Source organism: Amycolatopsis sp. cmx-8-4 (assembly GCF_046548675.1).
Classification (GTDB): Bacteria; Actinomycetota; Actinomycetes; order Mycobacteriales; family Pseudonocardiaceae; genus Amycolatopsis.
In genome coordinates, this window is the sequence record NZ_JAEBDZ010000010.1 from 1 (window position 1) to 21,188 (window position 21,188).

General features: G+C 70.9%; 24 protein-coding genes and 2 pseudogenes. 13 read left to right on the forward strand and 13 right to left on the reverse strand.

Translation table 11 applies throughout. The features are described 5' to 3' along the window. Positions 1–183 (reverse strand): annotated as a pseudogene (locus ACLJQZ_RS22155) (hypothetical protein); the annotation flags it as partial. A gap of 68 nt (positions 184–251) precedes the next feature. Here ACLJQZ_RS22155 and ACLJQZ_RS22160 point away from each other — a divergent pair. Further along, positions 252–830, forward strand: a complete 579-nt coding sequence (locus ACLJQZ_RS22160) for a cyclase (RefSeq protein ID WP_410621822.1) — start codon at positions 252–254, stop codon at positions 828–830. Positions 831–884: 54 nt separating this feature from the next. Then, entirely contained in the window at positions 885–1,397 is a 513-nt protein-coding gene (locus tag ACLJQZ_RS22165; protein WP_410621823.1) for a DUF3291 domain-containing protein, read from the forward strand. Between the two features lies 1 nt (position 1,398). On the opposite strand, the gene ACLJQZ_RS22170 is transcribed toward ACLJQZ_RS22165, so the two are convergent. Together ACLJQZ_RS22170 and ACLJQZ_RS22175 are read right to left on the reverse strand one after the other, a co-directional pair. After that, complete coding sequence (locus tag ACLJQZ_RS22170; protein WP_410621824.1) at positions 1,399–2,679, reverse strand: alpha/beta hydrolase family protein; 1,281 nt, start codon at positions 2,677–2,679, stop codon at positions 1,399–1,401. A gap of 89 nt (positions 2,680–2,768) precedes the next feature. Then, positions 2,769–3,347, reverse strand: a complete 579-nt coding sequence (locus ACLJQZ_RS22175) for an ArsR/SmtB family transcription factor (RefSeq protein WP_410621825.1) — start codon at positions 3,345–3,347, stop codon at positions 2,769–2,771. A gap of 101 nt (positions 3,348–3,448) precedes the next feature. Between ACLJQZ_RS22175 and ACLJQZ_RS22180 the strand changes: the two genes are divergently transcribed. After that, positions 3,449–4,222 carry an enoyl-CoA hydratase family protein gene (locus ACLJQZ_RS22180; RefSeq protein ID WP_410621826.1) on the forward strand — a complete coding sequence of 258 codons (774 nt, stop codon included), beginning with the start codon at positions 3,449–3,451 and terminating at the stop codon, positions 4,220–4,222. A 52-nt stretch (positions 4,223–4,274) separates the two neighbouring features. On the opposite strand, the gene ACLJQZ_RS22185 is transcribed toward ACLJQZ_RS22180, so the two are convergent. The 4 genes from ACLJQZ_RS22185 to ACLJQZ_RS22200 are packed head-to-tail and all read right to left on the reverse strand — an operon-like array spanning position 4,275 to position 6,104. Then, positions 4,275–5,018 (reverse strand): alpha/beta fold hydrolase, encoded by a 744-nt coding sequence (locus ACLJQZ_RS22185; RefSeq protein WP_410621827.1) that lies wholly within the window; start codon positions 5,016–5,018, stop codon positions 4,275–4,277. A 41-nt stretch (positions 5,019–5,059) separates the two neighbouring features. Beyond that, entirely contained in the window at positions 5,060–5,428 is a 369-nt protein-coding gene (locus tag ACLJQZ_RS22190) for a barstar family protein (protein WP_410621828.1), read from the reverse strand. After that, on the reverse strand, positions 5,425–5,889 hold the full coding sequence (locus ACLJQZ_RS22195; RefSeq protein ID WP_326943309.1) for a ribonuclease domain-containing protein: 465 nt from the start codon (positions 5,887–5,889) through the stop codon (positions 5,425–5,427). Before ACLJQZ_RS22195 ends, ACLJQZ_RS22190 begins: the two co-directional genes overlap by 4 nt. An 11-nt stretch (positions 5,890–5,900) precedes the next feature. Beyond that, complete coding sequence (locus ACLJQZ_RS22200; protein ID WP_247055142.1) at positions 5,901–6,104, reverse strand: hypothetical protein; 204 nt, start codon at positions 6,102–6,104, stop codon at positions 5,901–5,903. A gap of 59 nt (positions 6,105–6,163) precedes the next feature. On the opposite strand from ACLJQZ_RS22200, the gene ACLJQZ_RS22205 reads away from it, so the two are divergent. From ACLJQZ_RS22205 to ACLJQZ_RS22220, 4 genes and pseudogenes are all read left to right on the forward strand, one after another. Next, positions 6,164–7,129: a quinone oxidoreductase family protein gene (locus ACLJQZ_RS22205; RefSeq protein ID WP_410621829.1), complete on the forward strand. Its 966-nt coding sequence runs from the start codon at positions 6,164–6,166 to the stop codon at positions 7,127–7,129. A gap of 234 nt (positions 7,130–7,363) precedes the next feature. Further along, positions 7,364–7,990 (forward strand): annotated as a pseudogene (locus tag ACLJQZ_RS22210) (quinone oxidoreductase family protein); the annotation flags it as partial. Between the two features lie 150 nt (positions 7,991–8,140). After that, entirely contained in the window at positions 8,141–9,190 is a 1,050-nt protein-coding gene (locus ACLJQZ_RS22215) for an alpha/beta fold hydrolase (protein WP_410621830.1), read from the forward strand. A gap of 89 nt (positions 9,191–9,279) precedes the next feature. Continuing rightward, positions 9,280–10,740, forward strand: a complete 1,461-nt coding sequence (locus tag ACLJQZ_RS22220) for an amino acid permease (RefSeq protein WP_410621831.1) — start codon at positions 9,280–9,282, stop codon at positions 10,738–10,740. Here ACLJQZ_RS22220 and ACLJQZ_RS22225 read toward each other — a convergent pair. Continuing rightward, positions 10,737–11,786, reverse strand: coding sequence for an NAD(P)H-dependent flavin oxidoreductase (locus ACLJQZ_RS22225; RefSeq protein ID WP_410621832.1), 1,050 nt, complete (start codon positions 11,784–11,786; stop codon positions 10,737–10,739). The genes ACLJQZ_RS22220 and ACLJQZ_RS22225 overlap by 4 nt on opposite strands. Before the next feature lie 116 nt (positions 11,787–11,902). On the opposite strand from ACLJQZ_RS22225, the gene ACLJQZ_RS22230 reads away from it, so the two are divergent. Beyond that, a complete protein-coding gene (locus ACLJQZ_RS22230) occupies positions 11,903–13,678 on the forward strand; it encodes a family 20 glycosylhydrolase (protein ID WP_410621833.1) in 1,776 nt (591 codons plus the stop codon). Between the two features lie 111 nt (positions 13,679–13,789). Here the strand turns inward: ACLJQZ_RS22230 and ACLJQZ_RS22235 are convergent, their stop codons facing one another. Next, a complete protein-coding gene (locus ACLJQZ_RS22235) occupies positions 13,790–14,335 on the reverse strand; it encodes a hypothetical protein (protein ID WP_410621834.1) in 546 nt (181 codons plus the stop codon). Between the two features lie 95 nt (positions 14,336–14,430). On the opposite strand from ACLJQZ_RS22235, the gene ACLJQZ_RS22240 reads away from it, so the two are divergent. Genes ACLJQZ_RS22240 through ACLJQZ_RS22250 form a run of 3 tightly spaced genes read left to right on the forward strand, consistent with a single transcriptional unit; the run spans position 14,431 to position 16,023 of the window. Beyond that, positions 14,431–14,877 carry a pyridoxamine 5'-phosphate oxidase gene (locus ACLJQZ_RS22240; protein ID WP_410621835.1) on the forward strand — a complete coding sequence of 149 codons (447 nt, stop codon included), beginning with the start codon at positions 14,431–14,433 and terminating at the stop codon, positions 14,875–14,877. A 25-nt stretch (positions 14,878–14,902) separates the two neighbouring features. Further along, a complete protein-coding gene (locus tag ACLJQZ_RS22245) occupies positions 14,903–15,484 on the forward strand; it encodes a hypothetical protein (RefSeq protein ID WP_410621836.1) in 582 nt (193 codons plus the stop codon). Between the two features lie 20 nt (positions 15,485–15,504). After that, complete coding sequence (locus ACLJQZ_RS22250; protein ID WP_410621837.1) at positions 15,505–16,023, forward strand: PH domain-containing protein; 519 nt, start codon at positions 15,505–15,507, stop codon at positions 16,021–16,023. Here ACLJQZ_RS22250 and ACLJQZ_RS22255 read toward each other — a convergent pair. Beyond that, positions 16,003–16,572 carry a Uma2 family endonuclease gene (locus ACLJQZ_RS22255; protein WP_410621838.1) on the reverse strand — a complete coding sequence of 190 codons (570 nt, stop codon included), beginning with the start codon at positions 16,570–16,572 and terminating at the stop codon, positions 16,003–16,005. The two genes, ACLJQZ_RS22250 and ACLJQZ_RS22255, sit on opposite strands and share 21 nt — an antisense overlap. A 132-nt stretch (positions 16,573–16,704) precedes the next feature. Then, positions 16,705–18,546, reverse strand: coding sequence for a translation elongation factor 4 (lepA, locus tag ACLJQZ_RS22260; RefSeq protein ID WP_326959448.1), 1,842 nt, complete (start codon positions 18,544–18,546; stop codon positions 16,705–16,707). Between the two features lie 115 nt (positions 18,547–18,661). On the opposite strand from lepA, the gene ACLJQZ_RS22265 reads away from it, so the two are divergent. Then, positions 18,662–19,282, forward strand: a complete 621-nt coding sequence (locus ACLJQZ_RS22265) for a class I SAM-dependent methyltransferase (RefSeq protein WP_410621839.1) — start codon at positions 18,662–18,664, stop codon at positions 19,280–19,282. Here the strand turns inward: ACLJQZ_RS22265 and ACLJQZ_RS22270 are convergent. Both ACLJQZ_RS22270 and ACLJQZ_RS22275 read right to left on the reverse strand, forming a co-directional pair. Next, complete coding sequence (locus ACLJQZ_RS22270; protein ID WP_410621840.1) at positions 19,279–19,653, reverse strand: VOC family protein; 375 nt, start codon at positions 19,651–19,653, stop codon at positions 19,279–19,281. The genes ACLJQZ_RS22265 and ACLJQZ_RS22270 overlap by 4 nt on opposite strands. Before the next feature lie 23 nt (positions 19,654–19,676). Beyond that, positions 19,677–20,558: a DMT family transporter gene (locus ACLJQZ_RS22275; protein ID WP_410621841.1), complete on the reverse strand. Its 882-nt coding sequence runs from the start codon at positions 20,556–20,558 to the stop codon at positions 19,677–19,679. A 350-nt stretch (positions 20,559–20,908) separates the two neighbouring features. Between ACLJQZ_RS22275 and rpsT the strand changes: the two genes are divergently transcribed. Beyond that, entirely contained in the window at positions 20,909–21,169 is a 261-nt protein-coding gene (gene rpsT, locus ACLJQZ_RS22280; RefSeq protein WP_247055174.1) for a 30S ribosomal protein S20, read from the forward strand. Positions 21,170–21,188: the final 19 nt, after the last annotated feature.

Genomic DNA, 21,188 nt, shown 5'->3' on the forward strand with positions numbered 1-21,188 from the left:
CACTCCGGGCGCCGTGTTGGCCACTCCGGGCGCCGTGTTGGCCACTCCGGGCGCCGTGTTGGCCACTCCGGGCGCCGTGTTGGCCACTCCGGGCGCCGTGTTGGCCACTCCGGGCGCCGTGTTGGCCGTTCGTGCACGGCCGCACGACTCCCCGACCGCCAGCACCGCGACCGGAACGGCCAACTCATCGTCCGGAGTGGCCAACACGCTGACCGGAGTGGCCAACACGGCATCCGGCAGCGCCACTCTCGGTGGCGCGGAACGATCATCCGCGAAGATCACCACCGCCAAAAGACGAGTCTTATTCACAGGCCGACGCCCCGATCATCGGGCCGCAGCAGGTCTCGCTGAACCAGGACGCCGACGTCACCGCGCCCGCCACCGTCGCGCCCGGCGCCGCCTTCGACGTCGTCATCGACCCGGCACCGAACGAGGTGCCCGGCGAGGTCGCCGGGAACACCGTGAAGAACATCAACACCTTCGCGCTGAAGTTCCCGATCCCCGCCAACTCCACCTACGTCAGCGCCGACCTGGCCGGTGGCTCCGGCCTCGGTTCCACCGCACCGGCGATCGCCGTCTCCGGCGGCGTCGCGACCTTGAGCTTCCCCGGCCCGATCGCCGGTGGCGCCACCTTCGAGCTGCCGACCATCACCGCGCACCTGACCGCGGGCGCGGCCGGCACCATCGAGACGAAGCTGTCCGGCACCACCTACAGCGACCCCGGCCTGACCTTCAACGCGGTGGCGGGCACCTTCATCGGCGACATCACCGCGCCCACCGCCTGCTTCCCCAACCCCAGCCCGGTCTTCACCACGACGACCATCGGCTGACCACCGCGTGAAAAAGCCACCCTGCGGACGGCTAACCGTCCGTAGGGTGGCCTCATGGGGTACGAACTCGCAGAAGTCAACATCGCCCGGATGAAAGCGCCGATCGACGACCTGTCCTTCAAGGATTTCGTCGACGCGCTCGAGCCCGTCAACGCCCTCGCCGACGCCGCACCGGGATTCGTCTGGCGGCTGCAGACCGAGGACGACAACGCGATCTCGATCCGCGCCTTCGAATGGGACGTGCGCGGCACGTCCGGTCTCCTGATCAACATGTCCTCCTGGACGTCGGTGGCGACCCTGGCCGCCTTCACGTACTCCCCGGGCCACCTGGAGATCCTCAAGCGCCGCCGCGAGTGGTTTCACCACGTCAAGGACGTGATGACCGCGCTGTGGTGGGTGCCGGCCGGCTACCGGCCGACACCCGCCGACGCCGAAGAGAAGATCAAGCACCTGCGCGTCCACGGGCCGACGCCCGAGGCGTTCACGCTGAAGCAGCACTTCCCCGCCCCGGACGCGGCCGTCGTCGAGGCCCGCGAAGGCGACCCGGACTGGCTCTGCCCGGCCTGAGTCAGGGCAGCAGCAGTCCCCAGTAGAGCGCCCACGGCAGGAAAGCGACACCGGCGGCCACCGGAAGCACCCGGCGGCCGGCCGGTTTCGCCACCGTGAAGCCGAACACCACCACCGTCGCGACGGCCAGCGCCTGCAACGCCAGCCACGGCAGCGGACGGCCGAGCAGCACCGGCCCGAAGTCCTTCATCCCCGACGCCTGCGCCCAGCCGAGCAGAGCGAGGAACCCGGCGACGGTCACCAGGCCGAGACCGCCCAGCCAGCGAGCCCGGCGGACCAGCGCGACCACGAACCCGGCGAGCAGCACGAGCAGCACGATTCCCTGCGCCCACACCGATTCCCACCACGCCAGGGGTGCGAGCACCTCGGTCGGGCGCTGGGTGAACGACGGCGTCTCGACGTGCACGCCGTGCCGGTCGGCCAGCCACGCCGCGACGGCCGCGGGGTAGCCGGGCACGACGCTCGGCAGCCGGTCGAACCCGGCGTCGGTGGTCGCATAGAGGTCGGGACCGCCGTCGGCGACGAACCGGATGGTGTGGTCCGGGTTCGCGCGCAGGGCGTCGGCGAAGATCCGCGAGCTCTCCACCGGCGCGTGGCTGACGTCGAGGTCGCCCCACAACGCCAGCATCGGCTGCTTCAGCCGTTCGAGCACCGGCACCGGGTCGTAGTACGCCTCGGGGAACAGCCCGGCGCCGACGGCGAAGCGGGTGCCCTGCACCGGCAACGTCCGCAGCAGCGAACCCGAGATCCCTTGGTGGCGCAGCACATTGCCCCAGTACCACGACGTCTGGCGGCCGCCGCCCATCCCGGCCGAGCCCTCGGTGATCACGTAGGAGACGGCCGGCGAACGCGTGGCGGCCAGAGGCGCGACCCAGCCGCCTTCGCTGACGCCCCAGACGCCGACGTCCGCCGGATCGACCCCCGGCTGGGCGCGCAGCGCGCCGACGGCCGCGATGAGGTCGTCGGCCAGCACGCCGTAGTCGCGGCTGGTCTTCGAGTACCCGGTCGTGCGGCGGTCGTAGACCAGGGTGGTGACGCCGAGGCGGGTGAACATCCCGACCTGCACGCGCAGGTCGTCGCGCACCTGCCAGTCCGAACCGCCCTGCAGGACGATCGCGGACTTCGGCGGGCCGGCCGGGCGGAACACCGTGGCGTGCAACGGGATCCCGCCGGCACCGGTGAAGGTGAGGTCGTTCGGTGGCTGGGCGGACGCCGTCGACGGCGTGACCGCGCCCAGCAGGAGGACCACGGCAGCGAGCCGCGATTTGCCCCAGGGCAGCATGAAGTGTTCTCCTTGCTTCGGGAGATCGTGAGCGGTTTTCCGTTTCCTGGGTGCCGAGTGGCCGCTCGGCACCCAGGGCCTTCCTCGGGTCAGTCCAGGCCGGCCTCCTTCTTCTCGGCCGGCGCGGGGAACGCGAGCAGCCGCGTCTCGACCCGGCGCGCGTCCGGCGGGGTTTCGCCGTCCGGGCGCTGGTAGCGCCGCAGGAGCGCGAAGTAGGCCTCGAAGAAGTCGGCGAGTTCTTCGAGGTTGACGCGGATCGCGCCGCGCGAGTACGGCACGGCGTCGGCCCACTCGCCCAGCTCCGGCCGTTCCCGCTCGAAGCGTTCGTACAGCTCGGTGTCCCCGGCGAGCCAGAGCCGGTGCAGCTCGCCGATCGCGGCCTTCGCCGGATCCTCCTGGTCGCCGGGCGGCGGCAGGCGGATGTCGTGCTCGACCGCGCGCCACCAGCGTTCCCGGCCGTGCGCCCGCTCCGGGATCTCCGCCACGAAACCGTTGTCCGCCAGCACGCGCAGGTTGTAGCTCGTGCCGCCGCTGGTGACGCCGAGCTGCTGGGCGAGCGTCGTCGACGTCGCCGGGCCGCCGGCCGTGAGCAGTTCGAGGATCCGCTGGCGCAAAGAGTTCGCGAGGGCCTTCAACGCCTTGAGATCGGCGGTCCGCGGTTCGGGCATACCGCCACCGTAGCCCTGCACGAGTTTTCGTGCACGTATTTTCGTGCAAGTGCCCGGGCTCACACCGGCCGCACGGCCCGGGGTGTGTAAAGGTGTCGGTCATGGCTGACGAACTGGTGCACTACGACGTGGTGGGCGGCACCGCCACGATCACCTTGGACTCCCCGCACAACCGCAACGCGCTCTCGGCGCAGCTGCGCCGAGAACTGTCGGGCTACTTGGTGAAGGCCGCCGTGGACGACGCCGTGCGCGTGGTCGTGCTGACCCACACCGGGCCGGTGTTCTGCGCGGGGATGGACCTGAAGGAGGCCCGCGGCGCCGGCGCGGGCGACCAGGGCGTCAACGAGTTCCCGAAGATCCTCGAGCAGCTGTGGAGCAGCCCGAAGCCGGTCGTCGCGCGGCTGGCCGGGCCCGCGCGGGCCGGCGGCATCGGCATGGTCGCCGCGTGCGACATCGCCGTGGCCGTGCCGGAAGCGACGTTCGCCTTCTCCGAGGTGCGCATCGGCGTCGTCCCGGCGGTCATCTCGCTGACCGTGCTCCCCCGCCTCAACGCGCGCGCCGCGCACGAGCTGTTCCTCACCGGCGACACGTTCGACGCGCGCCGCGCGGTCGCGATCGGCCTGCTCAACTCCGCCGTCCCGGCCGACGAGTTGGACGGCGAGGTCGCCCGGTTCGTCAAGGCACTGGCCCAGGGCGGCCCGAACGCGCTGGCCGCGACGAAGGCGCTGCTGAGCCGCCCCCGCCCGGCGACGCCGTCGGACGGCTTCGAGGACATGCTCGGCCTCTCGGCCAAGTTCTTCGCGAGCGAGGAAGGCCAGGAGGGCATCCTGGCCTTCGCCCAGAAGCGCAAGCCGAACTGGGTCCCGCAGGACTAGCCGGTGCGGCGTTCGGTGCGGCCACCGCACCGAACGCCGGCCGCGCGAGCCGTCACCCGGCGAGGAACGCGGCGAGGTGCTCCACCACCGCCCGCGGGGCGCTCTCGTCGGGGGCATTGTGATCCGCCCCGTCGAGCAGCTCGACCCGCGCTCGCGGGATCACGCGGCTCAGCGGCTCGAGCACCCCGAGGAGATAGTCCGGGGTCTTGGTGCCGCCGAGCAGCAGTGTCCTCGCCATGACCTCGGCGTACGTCGCGCCATCGGAGTCGTACCGCGCGACCTCGGTCAGCTCCGGTGGCGTCGTGGGCATGAGATCCCGCATCTCGACGCCGCTCTTGCCACCCACCAGGAGAGCGGCGAGCGCGAGGAACACGACTCTCGGGGTCGAGCCGGGCAGCGGAGTCAGGCGCGTCCGGTGCAGGAACAGGGCCATGGCCCGGGTTCGCCGGCCGGCCGCGAGCAGCCGCTCGAAATCGGGCAGGAACGACAGGTCGAACGAGCCGTTCAACGACACCGCCGGCTCGTACACCACCAGCCGGTCGAGGGACCGGTCCGCGCGCGCCGACTGCAGGGCCACCAGGCCGCCGTAGCTGTGGCCGAAGACGAGGTGCGCGTCTTCGGCCTGCTGGACAGCGCGAAGATCCTCGATCTCACGCTCGAGGGTGTAGTCCGGGCCCTGCGGACCGCTGGCCCCGCGCCCCCGGCGGTCGATCACCGAGACGGCGAACCGATCGGCGAGTTCGCCGGCCAGCCGGTCGTAGTTGTGCGCCATCCGGTTGTTGCCAGGGACGATCACGAGCCCCGGCCCGGCACCGCGATGGGCGTAGTCAGGCGCTGTCAGGCGTCCGGCAGTACCACCGTGAGCCGCCACGAGCCGGCGCTCGGGCCGCTCGGCCCGAGCGTGCGCTGCGCGTCCGAGAGCACGCTGCGGATCGCCAGGTAGGTCTTGGGTTCGGCCTTGCGCAAGGCCTCCGAGCCCGGCCAGATGAGCACGTGCTCACCCGGCGGCAGCCACGACAGGTCGGTCAGGCAGTCGTAGAGCGCGTCGAGGTTGTGCCCGAAGTAGTCCGGAAAGGACAGTGCCTCGGCGAACGCGCTCAGCGTGCCGGCCTTGTCCACTGCGGCCTGCGCGTTCACCAGGTGCGGGTACGCGCCCCGCCCGAAGGCCTCTTCCGCGGCGGCTTTCGCCTGCTCCGCGGCGGTCATCGGGCCGGGTCCACGACGACGAACGACGAGTAGTGGTCGCCGGTGTAGAACAGCTCGTGCGCCCGGCCGGAGATCAGCCGGCGGGCGCCGCGGTCGGCACTGCCCGGCGTCTTCACGGTGTACTCGTGGTAGTAGCCGGATTGCTTGCCGGGCAAGCGCTTCTCCCGGTTCTCGAACACGACGTCGTCGTTGCGGGGGTAGGGGTACGGGCCGCCCGCCTTGATCAGCTTCCAGGTGTCGGCGGCCTGCGTCGGCAACGTGGACAACGCCTTGACCGGCAGGCCCGAGTCCGTGCCCGGCACCGCCGAGCCACCCTGGGCGGGCGCGGCGGAACCGGCGCTCGTGGTGGGTGCGGTCGAGGAGTTCGACGAGCCGCCGAGGTTGTCCTTGACCAGCCAGCCCCCCAGCACCAGCACGAGGAGGCCGATCAGCGCGGCGGTGATCCGCCTTCGGTTGAACATGGTTCGCGAGCCTATGCCGAGCGGTCGGGGCGGTCGTCGTCACGCCCCGGGGTGAGTCGTCTGGCGAAGAGGCCGACGACCTTGTCGAGGACCCAGGCGGCGGCCAGGCACAGCGGCACCACGACCACCATCACCAGCACGAACTGGACCGGGAACCACGCCTGGGCGAGCCACAGCTCGACCCCGTCCCACCAGTCGGCAAGCCCGTTGAACACGATGTGAGCCTACGCGCGGTCTCGTGCCGTCGCGTCTCAGGGGCGGTAGGTTCCGGATCATGTTCGCCGTCTACGCGCAAGAACCCAACGCCGAAAGCCCCTTGGACTCGCTCGTCGTCGGCGAGCGCCCCGAACCCGACGTGCCCGACGGCTGGGTCCGCGTGCACGTCAAGGCGGCCAGCCTCAACATGCACGACCTCTGGACGCTGCGCGGCGTCGGGATCAAGCCGGACCAGTTCCCGATGATCCTCGGCTGCGACGGCGCCGGCACGCTCGACGACGGCTCCGAGGTCGTCGTCCACTCGGTGATCAACGCGCCGGGCTGGCAGGGTGACGACACCCTCGACCCGAAGCGCACGCTGCTCACCGAGAAGCACCAGGGCACCTTCGCCGACCAGGTCGTCGTGCCGGCGCGCAACGTCGTCCCGAAGCCGGCCGGGCTGAACTTCGCCGAGGCCGCCACCATGGGCACGGCCTGGCTGACCGCCTACCGGATGCTGTTCGTGAAGTCCGGGCTGCGGCCGGGGCAGACGATGCTCGTGCAGGGCGCGTCCGGCGGCGTCGCGACGGCGCTCGTGCAGCTCGGCCGCGCGGCCGGGTTCCGGGTCTGGGTCACCGGGCGCACCGAGGAGAAGCGCGCGCTCGCCACGAGTCTCGGCGCGCACCAGGCGTTCGAGTCGGGCGCGCGGCTGCCCGAGCGCGTCGACGCGGTGTTCGAGACGGTCGGCAAGGCGACCTGGTCGCACTCGGTGAAGTCGCTCAAGCCGGGCGGGATCATCGTCGTCTCGGGCTCGACGAGCGGCCCCGACGCGAACGCGGAGCTGCAGCGCGTCTTCTTCCTGCAGCTGCGCGTCTCCGGATCGACCATGGGCACCCGTGACGAGCTCGCGGATCTGCTCGCGTACCTCGATCTGACCGGCGTGCGGCCGCAGATCGGCGCGGAACTTCCGTTCGCCGAAGCGGCCAAGGGCTTCCAGGCGATGCTGGACGGAGACACCGCCGGGAAGATCGTCTTCACCCGCTGATCGCCGTGACCTGGGCGAATCCGCCGCGGATCCGCCCAGGTCACCGCTTTTACCGGCTACTTCGTGAATTGTCAACGGACTCTTATCGAGATCTGGTCGTTAGCACCGAAGGTCCACCAGAACTCCACTCCGGCCAGCTAATCTGGAGTCATGACCGCGACGAAGCGGCCCGTTCCGGCTGAACCGGGCGGCCGGCCCAGCAGCGACCCGGACCCCGTCCGGGTCTCCTTCCAGGTCGTCGTGCCGGCGCGCAACGTCGTCCCGAAGCCGGCCGGGCTGAACTTCGCCGAGGCCGCCACCATGGGCACGGCCTGGCTGACCGCCTACCGGATGCTGTTCGTGAAGTCCGGGCTGCGGCCGGGGCAGACGATGCTCGTGCAGGGCGCGTCCGGCGGCGTCGCGACGGCGCTCGTGCAGCTCGGCCGCGCGGCCGGGTTCCGGGTCTGGGTCACCGGGCGCACCGAGGAGAAGCGCGCGCTCGCCACGAGTCTCGGCGCGCACCAGGCGTTCGAGTCGGGCGCGCGGCTGCCCGAGCGCGTCGACGCGGTGTTCGAGACGGTCGGCAAGGCGACCTGGTCGCACTCGGTGAAGTCGCTCAAGCCGGGCGGGATCATCGTCGTCTCGGGCTCGACGAGCGGCCCCGACGCGAACGCGGAGCTGCAGCGCGTCTTCTTCCTGCAGCTGCGCGTCTCCGGATCGACCATGGGCACCCGTGACGAGCTCGCGGATCTGCTCGCGTACCTCGATCTGACCGGCGTGCGGCCGCAGATCGGCGCGGAACTTCCGTTCGCCGAAGCGGCCAAGGGCTTCCAGGCGATGCTGGACGGAGACACCGCCGGGAAGATCGTCTTCACCCGCTGATCGCCGTGACCTGGGCGAATCCGCCGCGGATCCGCCCAGGTCACCGCTTTTACCGGCTACTTCGTGAATTGTCAACGGACTCTTATCGAGATCTGGTCGTTAGCACCGAAGGTCCACCAGAACTCCACTCCGGCCAGCTAATCTGGAGTCATGACCGCGACGAAGCGGCCCGTTCCGGCTGAACCGGGCGGCCGGCCCAGCAGCGACCCGGACCCCGTCCGGGTCTCCTTCCGGCGCTACGCCGGAGTCCGCACCCGCGTCCTCGAGGTCGGCGATCCCGTCCAGGACCCGGAGCAGTCCCCCGCGCGACGCTCGTTGCGCCGCCGGGCCGCCGCTCCGCACGTGCGGCCGTCCGCGCCGAGGCTGGTGCTGCTGCACGGTTACTGCGACAGCGCCGACACCTGGCGCCCCGCCCTGGAGCAGCTCGCGGCCGCCGGGATCCCGGCGATCGCCGTCGACCTCCCCGGGTTCGGGGACGCCCAGCCGTTGCGGCCCGGCCCGATGCTGCCGCAGCTCGACGCGTTCACCACCGCCGTCGTCCGCGAGCAGGCCGTGCTCGGGTCGGTCGTGCTGGCCGGGAACTCCCTCGGCGGCACCATGAGCCTGCGTGCCGCCCAAAATGCCCGGCTGCCGCTCTCCGGCGTCGTCTCGATCGCCGCACCGGGCTTCGTGGACTCGTGGCTGATCCGCACGATGGCGCGCTACCCGCTGCCGCTGCGGCTGTACTCGTCGCTGCCCGTCCCGGTGCCGGGCTTCCTGGTGCGCAAGGTGGCCGAGCAGCTCGTCCCGCGGTTCCTCTACGCCGACGCGCACGCGGCCGACGTCGCCCAGGTGCAGCGTTTCACCGCGCTCTTCCCCGACTACCGCGCGACCAAGAGCCGCCTGGAACAGGCCCGGCAGCTCGTCGCCGAACTGGCCGACGCCTACCGGCTCGACTCCGTCACGGTGCCGCTGCTGGTCGTCGCGTGCGGCAAGGACAAGCTCGTCACCGCCGCGTCCGGGCGTCAGCTGCACACGCTGGTGCCGCACAGCAGGCTGCTGGTCCGCGAGGACTGGGGGCACTGCCCGCAGCTGGACGCCCCGGCGGAGATCGCCGAGCTGCTCACGTTCTTCGCCGCGAGCGCGGTCCGGACCACCCAGGCGAAGCGCGCCGCGGCGAGTGCCGCCGACGGCGTGAGCGAGGACACCGCGGCGGGCTGATCGGTCGCGCTGTAGCCCGGTGGGGTTGCCGGTAGGTTCCCCCGCTGGGTCCGTGATCCGGGCCGTTCACCGACGTTCGGGAGACGATGATGTCCGCTCCAGGAGGCCTGGGCAGCAGCTCCGGCATCTTCCGGCGCAAGCCGATCGACCAGATCCCCGACACCTCCGAAGCCGCGGGCCTCAAACGCACCCTGGGCTTGTGGCAGCTGACCGCCATCGGCATCGGCGGCATCATCGGCGCGGGGATCTTCGCCCTCGCCGGCAGCGTCGCGCACGGCGACGACGCCGCGGGCATCCCCGGCGTCGGCCCGGCCGTGCTCATCTCGTTCCTCATCGCCGGCGTCGCCAGCGCCGCGGCCGCGTTCTCCTACGCCGAGTTCGCCGGCCTGATCCCGAAGGCCGGCTCGGCCTACACCTACGGCTACGCGGTGCTCGGCGAGGTCGTCGGCTGGTTCATCGGCTGGGACCTGCTGCTGGAGTACACCGCGATCGTGTCGGTGGTGGCGATCGGCATCTCCGGCTACTTCAGCTTCCTGCTCGGGCAGCTCGGGCTCGACCTGCCCGTGTGGATGCTGGGCGCGCCCGGCACCGGGCCCGGCCACAAGGTCGACCTGTTCGCCGCGCTGCTGTGCCTGCTGATCGCGTACCTGCTCAACCGCGGCATCCGCAGCGCGGCCCGGTTCGAGACGGTGATGGTCGGGATCAAGGTCCTGATCGTGCTGGTCGTCATCCTGGTGGGCTTCTTCTACGTCAAGACCGGCAACTACACGCCGTTCGCCCCGGCCGGCTTCGGCGGCGCGGTGACCGGCGCCGCGACGGTGTTCTTCGCGGTGTTCGGCTACGACGCGATGTCGACCGCGGCCGAGGAGTCCAAGGACGCGCAGCGGCACATGCCGAAGGCGATCATCTACTCGCTGGCCATCTCGATGGTGCTGTACGTGCTGGCCTGCCTGGTGCTGACCGGCATGCAGAAGTACACCGAGATCGACCCGAAGAGCGGCTTCTCGACGGCGTTCAAGTCGGTCGGCCTCGACGGGCTGGCCACCGTGATCGCGATCGGCGCGATCATCGGCATCCTCACCGTGCTGTTCACGTTCCTGATGGGCGCCACCCGCGTCGGCTACTCGATGAGCCGCGACGGCCTGCTCCCGCCGTGGTTCGGCAAGACGCACCCGAAGACCCAGGTGCCGAGCCGGATGACGTGGATCCTCGGCGGCGCGTCCGCGATCATCGCCGGGGTGCTGCCGATCGGCGAGGCCGCCGAGCTGACGAACATCGGCATCCTGCTCGCGTTCGTCGTCGTCTGCGTCGCGGTGATCGTGCTGCACTACAAGCGGCCGGACCTCAAGCGCACGTTCAAGACGCCGGGCATGCCGGTGGTGCCCGCGGTCGGGGTCGTGTTCTCGATCTGGCTGATCACGTTCCTGCAGCCGGCGACCTGGGTGCGGTTCGCCGTCTGGTTCGTGATCGGCATGGTCATCTACTTCGCCTACAGCAAGCGACACTCCCTGATGAACCGCACGGGCGGCGAGGTCGAGAAGACGGACTAGCGGATCCGGTCGAGGCGTGCGGCGGCCGCGCGCGCCTCGACCTTCAGCCGCTCGACGATCACCGCCGCCGAGGCGTCGTAGCCGAGCGGGTAGGTCTGGCCCGCCCACAGCGAGATGGCCTCCGGGTCGCCGGCCGCCGCCGACGCCTTGCGCACCGGCCCGGCCATGCGGTTGATCTGCGGGTACGCGGCGGGCGCGCCGTCGGACAGCTCGTCCATGAACCGGTTGACCAGCCCGCGCGCCGGCCGTCCGCTGAAGGCGCGGGTGAACGCCGTCTCGCGCTCGGCGACGACCAGGGCCTTGCGGTGCGCCTCGGACGTGCCGGCCTCGTCCGCGCGCAGGAAGACCGTGCCCAGCTGGGCGGCCGCCGCACCGGCGGCGAGCACGGCCGCGACGTCGCCGCCGTGCACCAGGCCACCGGCCGCGACGAGCGGCACGTCCACGCGGGCGGCGACGAGCCGCAGCAGCGCGAGGACGCCGTACTCCGCGCCGCCGCCGGGCCGATCGGCGTCGTCGGTGAACAGCGACCGGTGCCCGCCCGCCTCGAACCCCTGCAGGACCAGGGCGTCGGCGCCGAGGCCCGCGGCCCGGACGGCGGCTTCCGGCGTGGTGACGGTGACGAGCACCTTGCCGCCGGCCTCGTGCAGCCGGACGACGTCCGACGGCGACGGCGGCCCGAACGTGAACGACACCACCGGGACACGCTTCTCGAGCACGACGTCCAGTTTCGCCGGGTACGCGTCGTCGTCCCACTGCGCTTCGCCGAGCTCGACGTCGTAGTCGCGGGCGACGGCGAGCAGGCGTTCGCGGTAGGCCGTGAGGTCGGCGCCGGTGTCCGGCTGCGGGACGAAGAGGTTGACGCCGAACGCGCCGGCGGTCAGCTCGGCGGTCCGGTCGATCTGCGCGGCCAGGGCCGCGGGCGTGAGCATGCCGGCCGAGAGGAAGCCGAAGCCGCCGGCTTCGGTGACCGCGGCGACCAGCTCGGGAGTGGTCGGACCACCGGCCATCGGCGCGGCGATCACCGGGAACGTCAGCTCGTCGAACATGCTCCGAGCGTAGTCCCGCGCAAACCACCCGGATTGGTCTAGACCAGGAAGTCCGGAAATGCGACGATCCGGGCAGGTGCGACGGCGATGTCGTGCCCTTCCCGCCAGGAGGACCGGTGAAGACAGCCCGCACGCGGCGCCTCGGCCGCGCATTCGCCGTAGTGGCCCTGGTCGGCGCCAGTACGACGGCCGCCCAGCTCACCCCGGCCGCGTCGGCCGCCACGCCCGCGCTGCAGTCGATCGTGCCGGTGCCGGTGTCGGTGACCGCGGCGGCCGGCGTCAGCTTCCCCCTGGTCTCGACGACGAAGATCGTCACCGAGGCCGGATCGGCGCCGGCCAAGGACGTCGGCACCTACCTCGGCGGCGTCCTGCGGCCGTCGACCGGCTACGCGCTGCCGGTGTCCGACGCCCCGGCGTCCGTGCCGGCCGACAGCATCGCGCTGCTGCTGAGCGGCGCGCCGTCCTCGGTCGGCGCGCAGGGCTACCAGCTGGTGTCGACGGCGTCGTCGGTCACCGTGCGGGCCCAGACGGCCGACGGGCTCTTCGCCGGCGTCCAGACGTTGCGGCAGATGCTGCCCGGGAGCGTCGAGAGCGCGTCGGCCCAGCCGGGGCCGTGGAGCGTGCCGGGAGCGACGATCGTGGACTACCCGCGGTTCGGCTACCGCGGCGCGATGCTCGACGTCGCCCGGCACTTCCACCCGGTGGCGACGGTCAAGCGCTACATCGACCAGCTGGCCCAGTACAAGATCAACAACCTGCACCTGCACCTCGCGGACGACCAGGGCTGGCGCATCCAGATCGACAGCTGGCCGCGCCTGACGACGTACGGCGGCAGCACCCAGGTCGGCGGCGGCGCGGGCGGTTACTACACGAAGGCGCAGTACACGGACATCGTGAACTACGCGCTCTCGCGGCACATCACGGTCATCCCCGAGATCGACATGCCGGGACACGTCAACGCGGCGCAGGCGTCGTACGCGGAGCTGAACTGCAACGGCGTCGCACCGGCGCTGCGGACGGACACGGCGGTCGGCTACAGCTCGCTGTGCATCTCGAAGGACATCACGTACACGTTCATCGCGGACGTCCTGCGCGAGCTGGCGGCCCTGACCCCGGGCCCGTACCTCCACATCGGCGGCGACGAAGCCTCCTCGACGTCGGCGGCGGACTACGTGACGTTCGTGAACAAGGTGATGCCGTTGGTGGCGGCCACCGGCAAGTCGGCGATCGGCTGGCACGACATCGCGAAGGCTTCCTTGCCCGCGGCTGCGACTCCCCAGTTCTGGGGGACTTCCACCTCGGACGCGGGGGTGTCGACGGCGGTTTCCCGCGGCAGCAAGGTGATCCTGTCGCCGGCGAACAAGGCGTACCTGGACATGAAGTACAACAGCTCGAGCCCGATCGGCCTGTCGTGGGCGGGCTACATCGAGGTCCAGGACGCGTACGACTGGAACCCGGGCGCGTACCTGTCGGGCGTGGGCGAATCGGCGGTCCGCGGCGTGGAATCCCCGCTGTGGGCGGAAACGGTGGTCACCCCGGCGGACATCGACTACCTGGCCTTCCCCCGCTTGGCAGCGCACGCGGAGCTGGGCTGGTCCCCGTGGTCGACGCACGACTGGACCACGTTCCGCACCCGCCTGGGCGCCCAGGCCCCGCGCTGGACAGCGCAGTCGATCAACTTCTACCGCTCGTCGCAGGTGGCATGGGACACGGGCGGCACGACGACCCCGGGCACGTGCACGGACCCGGCGTGGAGCGCGTCGCAGGTGTACACGGGCAGCAACGTGGTCTCCCACAACGGCCACAAGTGGACGGCGAAGTGGTGGACACAAGGCGAGGAGCCGGGGACCACGGGCCAGTGGGGAGTATGGACCGACAACGGCCCCTGCTGAGCCGTCCCGACCCGCCGGCCTGCCCGGTGGTCCGGGCGGGTTTGCGGGCGGGTTTGCGGGCGGGTTTGCGGGCGGGTTTGCGGGCGGGTTTGCGGGCGGCCGAGGTGTACTTCACCCGGCCATGATCGTCGCGGCCAAGGCCATTCGGTGGTCCTTGGTCCAGGGTGGGCCCAGTGCCGCCCGGGGGCCGTGCAGTACCTCGTCGGCCCGTGGGCCGAGGATGGCCGCCGCTTGGCGCTCCACGTCCTTGGCCTCGTAGAGGTGCACCTGCCAGCCGCGGGCGTGGGCTAGTTCGGCCAGGACCTGGCGGTACATGACCGAGTCGGCACGGGCCTCGTACGGGACGCGGCGCTGGACCGCGATGTCGTCGGGGAAATCCGGCGGCCACGACCTGAGCGACACCGACACGATCGGTGCGGGCAGTGCGGCGGCGAGCCGGTCCAGCTCGGCCGACGCCGCCCGGGCCGCCCATGCGCGTACCTGCGCGACCAGTTCGGCCGCGGCGGCGTCGTCGAGGTGCTTGCCGTCGTGGTGGATCGGGGCCGCCGCCACGCCGGGCTCGACCAGCTCGATCCGCCGGCGGTCCACGACCCGGTGGTCGGCCGACGCCGTGACAGCCACTGCCCACCCGAAGTGGTGGGCGATGCCCAGCCGCATGGAACGAGGCTTCCCCGGCCGGTGCGGACAGTCAAGGCCGCACTCCACCCCGTGAAACCGGAACACCCGGCGCCGCGACCGGGTTAGCTTGGGTCATGAGCGTTGATCTCGAGCAGGTTCGCACCCTGTCGCTGCAGGAAAACGGCCTCGCCACCATCTCCACGACGCGTGCCGACGGCACCGTCCACTCCTCCGTCGTCAACGCCGGGGTGTACGAGGACCCGGTGACCGGGGCTCCCGGCGTCGCGTTCGTCGCCCTCGGCCGGGCGCACAAGCTCGCGTTGCTGCGGCTGGCCGGGCACGCCACGGTGACGTTCCGGCGTGGCTGGAACTGGCACTCCGTCACCGGCGCCACTCACCTGATCGGGCCGGACGACCCGGACCCGGCGTTCGACGCAGCCGGGCTGCCGAAGCTGCTTCGCGACGTCTTCATCGCCGCCACCGGCACCCACGACGACTGGGCCGAGTACGACCGCGTGATGGCCGAAGAGCGGCGGGTTGCGGTGTTCGTCAAGGCGGACCGGATAATCGGCAACCGCTGAGCCCGTCCGGCCCCAGGAGCGTCCGTTGTCCGAGTCCCCGCCCCGCGTCACCATCCCGGCGAAGGTCCTCATCGGCCTGCTCGCCGTCATCGACGCGGGCTTCGGCGCGGCCCTCGCCCTGGGGCTGGTGCGCGGCCTGCCCGGCTGGCTGATCGCCGGCGCCTACGCGGCGACCGTGCTCGTCGCGGTGCTGATCTTCCGGGCGTCGCGCGCCCGCGTGCTCAAGCGCGGCTTCGACGGCCTGCGCGACCTCACCCTCGGCGACGAGGGCATCCGCCTGCCCGCGGGCACGATGAGCACCCGGCTGGTGCCGTGGGCCGAGATCGCCGACGTCACCGCCCGCCGCTCGGCCCGCTTCGGCGACGGCTACCTGCGCGACGCGATCTGGCTCGACCTGGTCACCGGCGAGGGCGTCGAGAGCTCGGTGCAGTGCTTCGCGCCGCGCGGCCGTCTCGAACCGGCGCCGACGCGAAGACGGCAGTTCGACCAGACCGCGATCCTCGACCCCGCCCTGTTCAACGCCGTGATCGACCGGCTCCGCCGCGAACTGCGCCACCGCCGGCTGCACGCCGACACCCGCGGCGAACCCCGCCTCCGGCGTCGCTGACGCTCAGGCATACTTCCGCCATGAGCGAATGGCAGCGCATCTCACCTCCCGAGGCGCACCGGCATCTCGCGAAGCGCAACGCCGTTGTCCTCGGCGCCATCGGTCTCGCCCTGATCGGGGTGTCACTCTCCCTCGGTCACGTGCCCCAGGCCATCTTCCTCCTCGTGTTCATCGCCGTCGCCGGCGTCGTGATGGCGCTGAGCGCCCTCTCCGGAATTCAGGCCGGTCCGAGCGGTCTTCGCCTCCGGCGGTTCCTGACCGTCCGTGAGCTGCCGTGGTCCGAAGTCGCCGACGTCACGACCGCGCCCGCGCAGCACCTCGGCGCCGACACGTCCTACACCGCGCTCTGGATCGTCACCGCCGCCGACGAGCGGATCCAGACCCAGGTGGTGCGCTACGACCACCCGCAGCAGGGCGAGCGGGTGAGCACCCGGCGCTGGCTCAAGCTCGGGCCGACCGAGTTCACCGGCGTGGTCCAAGAGCTGCGCGACGTGCGCCAGGCCCAGGAACAGCCGGGCTCAGCCGAGCCGGCCCAGTAGCTCCCGCGGCACGATCCGCACCGGGAACGGCCGCTCGGCCTCGAAGACCTCGTCGCCCGCGGCCTTGGCCACCTGCTGGTAGTTGCCGTCCACGTCCAGCTCGAACACCCTCAACGCGGGCTCGGTCGGGTCGATCACCCAGAAACTGGCGGTACCGAGCCGCTCGTAGATGGCTTTCTTGAGGTTCCAGTCGTAGATCGCCGTGCTGGGCGACAGCACCTCGACAGCCAGCACCGGGGGTGCCGGGAGATCCTTCTCGGTGAAGTCCTGGTCCCTGCCGACCAGGACGTCCGGCTGCAGTTCGATCTTGTCGCCCGAGTGCACCGCGAACGGTGCTCCGACGACGTATAACTCAGCTGGACACACGGACTCGAGCACACCGTAGAGCCGATACCCGATTGTCTGATGTCTGAGACCAGGCGCGGGACTCACGATGAGCACCCCGTCGATGAGCTCGTATCTTCGCCCGTCATCCGGCATCCCCTCGAGGTCCTGCACCGTCAGGGGGCCCGAGTCGGCGGGATGCTCGATGTCTGCCATGACCGTCATGGTGCTCTCCTTTCGCTCTTCGCACCAGAGCACACCAGAGGGCACCGACAGAAACGGCGTCGAACACGGGTTCGGCGCCTGCATTCACACGGAAGCGTGAATACAGGCGCCGGTGTCACATCAGCGGAACACTTACTTCTTGCTCTTCCCGGAGTCCTCAGTGGACAGTGCGGCGACGAAAGCCTCTTGCGGGACCTCGACCCGGCCGACGGTCTTCATCCGCTTCTTGCCTTCCTTCTGCTTCTCCAGCAGCTTGCGCTTACGCGAAATGTCACCGCCGTAGCACTTGGCCAGAACGTCCTTGCGGATCGCGCGAATCGTTTCGCGCGCGATGATCCGGGCGCCGATGGCCGCCTGGATGGGGACCTCGAAGTTCTGCCGCGGGATCAGCTCGCGCAGCCGGTTCACCATGCGGTTGCCGTAGTTGTAGGCGTCGTCCTTGTGCACGATCGCGGAGAACGCGTCCACGCCCTCGCCCTGCAGCAGGATGTCCACCTTGACCAGGTCCGCCGCCTGCGTGCCGGCCTCTTCGTAGTCCAGCGACGCGTAGCCGCGCGTACGCGACTTCAGCGTGTCGAAGAAGTCGAAGATGATCTCGCCCAGCGGCATGTTGTACCGCAGCTCGACCCGGTCCTCGGACAGGTAGTCCATGCCGAGCAGCTGACCGCGCTTGTTCTGGCACAGCTCCATGATCGTGCCGATGAACTCCGACGGCGCCAGGACGCTGACCTTGCTGACCGGCTCCAGCACCTTGTCGATCTTGCTGCCGGTCGGCCAGTCCGACGGGTTGGTGACGTGGATTTCCTTGCCGTCGTCGAGCACCACGTCGTAGACGACGTTCGGTGCCGTGGAGATCAGGTCGAGGCCGAACTCGCGCTCGAGCCGGTCGCGCGTGATCTCCAGGTGCAGCAGGCCGAGGAAGCCGCAGCGGAAGCCGAAGCCCAGCGCCACCGACGTCTCCGGCTCGTAGTCGAGCGCGGCGTCGTTCAGCTGGAGCTTGTCGAGGGCCTCGCGCAGCTCGGGGTAGTCCGAACCGTCCACCGGATACAGCCCGGAGTAGACCATCGGCTTCGGCTCGCGGTACCCGGCCAGCGCGTCCTTGGCGCCGTGGCGTTCGGACGTCACGGTGTCGCCGACCTTGGACTGGCGGACGTCCTTCACGCCGGTGATCAGGTAGCCGACCTCGCCGACGCCGAGCCCCTTGCTGGGCTTGGGTTCCGGCGAGATGATGCCGACTTCCAGCAGCTCGTGGGTGGCGCCGGTGGACATCATCTTGATGCGCTCGCGCGGGGTGATCTTGCCGTCGACCACCCGGATGTAGGTGACGACGCCGCGGTAGGTGTCGTACACCGAGTCGAAGATCATCGCGCGGGCCGGCGCGTCCGCGTCGCCCTGGGGCGCCGGGACCATCTTCACGACCTCGTCGAGCAGCGCGCCGACGCCGATGCCGGTCTTGGCCGAGACCCGCAGCACGTCGTCGGGCTCGCAGCCGATGATGTGGGCCAGCTCACCCGCGTACTTGTCGGGGTCGGCCGAAGGCAGGTCGATCTTGTTGAGCACCGGGATGATCTGGAGGTTGTTCTCCAGCGCGAGGTAGAGGTTGGCCAGGGTCTGGGCCTCGATCCCCTGCGCGGCGTCGACCAGCAGGACCGCGCCTTCGCACGCCTCCAGCGCCCGGGAGACCTCGTAGGTGAAGTCGACGTGGCCCGGGGTGTCGATCATGTGCAGGACGTGGTCCTGCCCGTCGACCTGCCAGGGCAGCCGGACGTTCTGGGCCTTGATCGTGATCCCGCGCTCGCGCTCGATGTCCATCCGGTCGAGGTACTGCGCGCGCATGGCCCGCTCTTCCACGACGCCGGTGAGCTGCAGCATGCGGTCGGCCAGGGTGGACTTGCCGTGGTCGATGTGCGCGATGATGCAGAAGTTCCGGATGAGCTCCGGAGGCGTGAAGGTCGTGTCGGCGAACGTCGTCACTCGAATGAGTCCTCGGAAAGTCGGGGATGGCCACCTCTATGCTCCCATGGCGCTCCGGGTGCGGGTGGGGGTCATCCCCGATGCGAGCCCACGTGATCCGTGGTGCCCTCGAAGTATGAGCACATCGCACCAGCCGGCACCACCTCCCCAGCCCGATCCGGACGGCCTCGCCCGTGTCCTCGACCGTGTCTTCGGTCACCCTTCGGGCCTGCTCGGCCGCCTCGGCGGCCGGCTCATGGCCCGGGGCAACTCCGCCACCGAACACCGCGTCGTCGACCTGGCGAAGCTCGAGCCGGACGAGACCGTCCTGGTCGTCGGCCCCGGCCCCGGCGTCGGGCTCCACGCCGCCGCACAGCTGGCCGGGCGCACGATCGGCGTCGACCCCTCCCCCGCGATGCTGGCCCTGTGCCACGAGCGCTGCGGTGATCAGGCCGAGCTCCGGGAGGGGTCGGCGGCGCACACCGGCGAGCCCGGCGAGTCCGTCGACGTCGTCCTCACCGTGAACAACGTCATGCTCTGGGACGACCGCGCGGCCGGCTTCGCCGAGCTGTTCCGCGTCCTGCGCCCGGGTGGCCGGCTGCTGCTGTCCGCGCACGAGAAGTGGCTGCCCGTGAGCAGGCACGTGCTGGCCGACGAAGCCGCCGAAGCGGGCTTCGCCGACCTGCAGACGTGGACCTGGGAACCGCCCGGCTTCACCGCGCTCGCCGCGCAGCTGCGGGCCGTCAAGCCCGCCTAGCGGGTGTCCGTGCGGATCGGGTGTCCTTCCGGCACCTCGACCAGCACGATGCGCGTGCCGTCCGGATCGGCGATCCAGGCCTCGTCCAGGCCCCAGGGCTCGCGCTGGGCGTCCCGCACCGGTGTCAGGCCCTTCGCCTTCAGCTCGGCCAGCTCGCCGGCCAGGTCGCGGACCTGCACCCAGAGCACGAGATCGGGCGACGCGCCCGCCTCGCCCGAGCCGGACACCTCCAGGGAGCCGTGCCCCAGGAAGAACACGGTGCCACCGGGGAACTCACGCTCCACGGCCAGGCCGAGGGTGTCGCGGTAGAACGCGGTCGACGCCGCGGCGTCGCGCGGGCGGATCAGCAGCCTGCTCTTCAGGACTTCCATCCGACCATCCCTACCGGAGGTCCTCAGGCCGCCGCAATCGCGACGATGCCGGACAGCACGATCACGGAACCGGCGAGCCGCCGCACGGCGTCGCGCTCGCCCAGCACCAGCCACGCGGCGAGACCGCCCAGCACGATGCTCAGCTCCCGGGCGGGCGCCACCAGGCTGACCGGCGCCATCGTCAGGGCGAACAGCACGAGGATGTAGGCGACGGGCGACAGCAGCCCGACGATCAGCACCTCGCGCCGCTGCTCGCGCCAGAGCCGCGTCACCTCGGACCGGCCCGCCCGCGCGCTCGGCAGGAGCACGGCGCTCTGGATGAGCGTGCCGAGGCCGAGGTACACGATCGGCGGCATGCCGATGCCGGTCACCGAGTGCGCGTCCCAGAGCGTGTAGCCGGCGATGACGGCCCCGGTCAGGACGCCGTAGAAGATCCCGGCACGCCGGGCCTTGGCGGCGGCCGGGTCGTCGGCGGCGGCGCCCCGGCGGCCGGTGCTGATCACGAGCACCCCGGTGATCACCAGGAACGCGCCGAGCAGGCCCAGCCAGCCGGGCCGTTCGCCGAGGACGAGGACGGCGGCCAGCACCGACAGCAGCGGCCCGGTGCCCCGCGCGACGGGGTAGACGACGGAGAGGTCGCCGACGCGGTAGCCGCGCTGCAGGACGATGCCGTAGGCGACGTGCAGCACCGACGTGCCCGCCGCGGCCAGCAGCCAGCTCCACTGTGGACGTTGCGGCTCGACGGCCACCAGCACGACCGTCACCGGCAGCAGGGCGACGGCGGAAACCGTGTAGTAGAGCCAGACGAACTGGGTGCCGCCGGAGCGGACCCGCTTGGCGGCGAGGTTCCACGCGGCGTGCACGACGGCCGCGACGACGACGAAGGACAGTGCGGTGGTGTTCACAGGACCCCTTACGGGTTTTCGCGCGCGCGAAAACCGGGTCCTCCAGGCTTTTTCCCCGTCAGATGAACGGCGGGCCTTCCGGACCCGCCGATGGTGCCGCTCGGACCAGACCCACCGGATCCTGGTTGTCCTGCTGGCTGGGGGGACCGGTGACGGAACCCTAGGCACTACCGCCGTCCACCGTACTCCCGGTGATCCACGCCTGGCCGGACGCGCTCGCGGCGGGCCGGGGCCGGGCTGTTAAAGTTGCTGCTCGTTGCCGTGCGGCATTCCGTCATGGAGGAAACCCGCTTCAGCGGGGCCACACCAGCGCGGCGGCGAATCTCACCGAGTGAAAGCAGGAGCGCCTCATGGCCAACATCAAGTCGCAGATCAAGCGCATCACCACGAACGAGAAGGCGCGTCAGCGCAACCAGGCGATCCGGTCCTCGGTGAAGACCGCGATCCGCAAGGTCCGCGAAGCCGCTGACTCCGGTGACAAGGCCAAGGCCGTCGAGCTGCAGCGCGACGCCGCCCAGAAGCTGGACAAGGCCGTCTCGAAGGGCGTCATCCACGCCAACCAGGCCGCCAACAAGAAGTCGGCGCTCGCGAAGCGCGTCAACTCGCTCTGAGCAAGCTGATCTCTGGAGA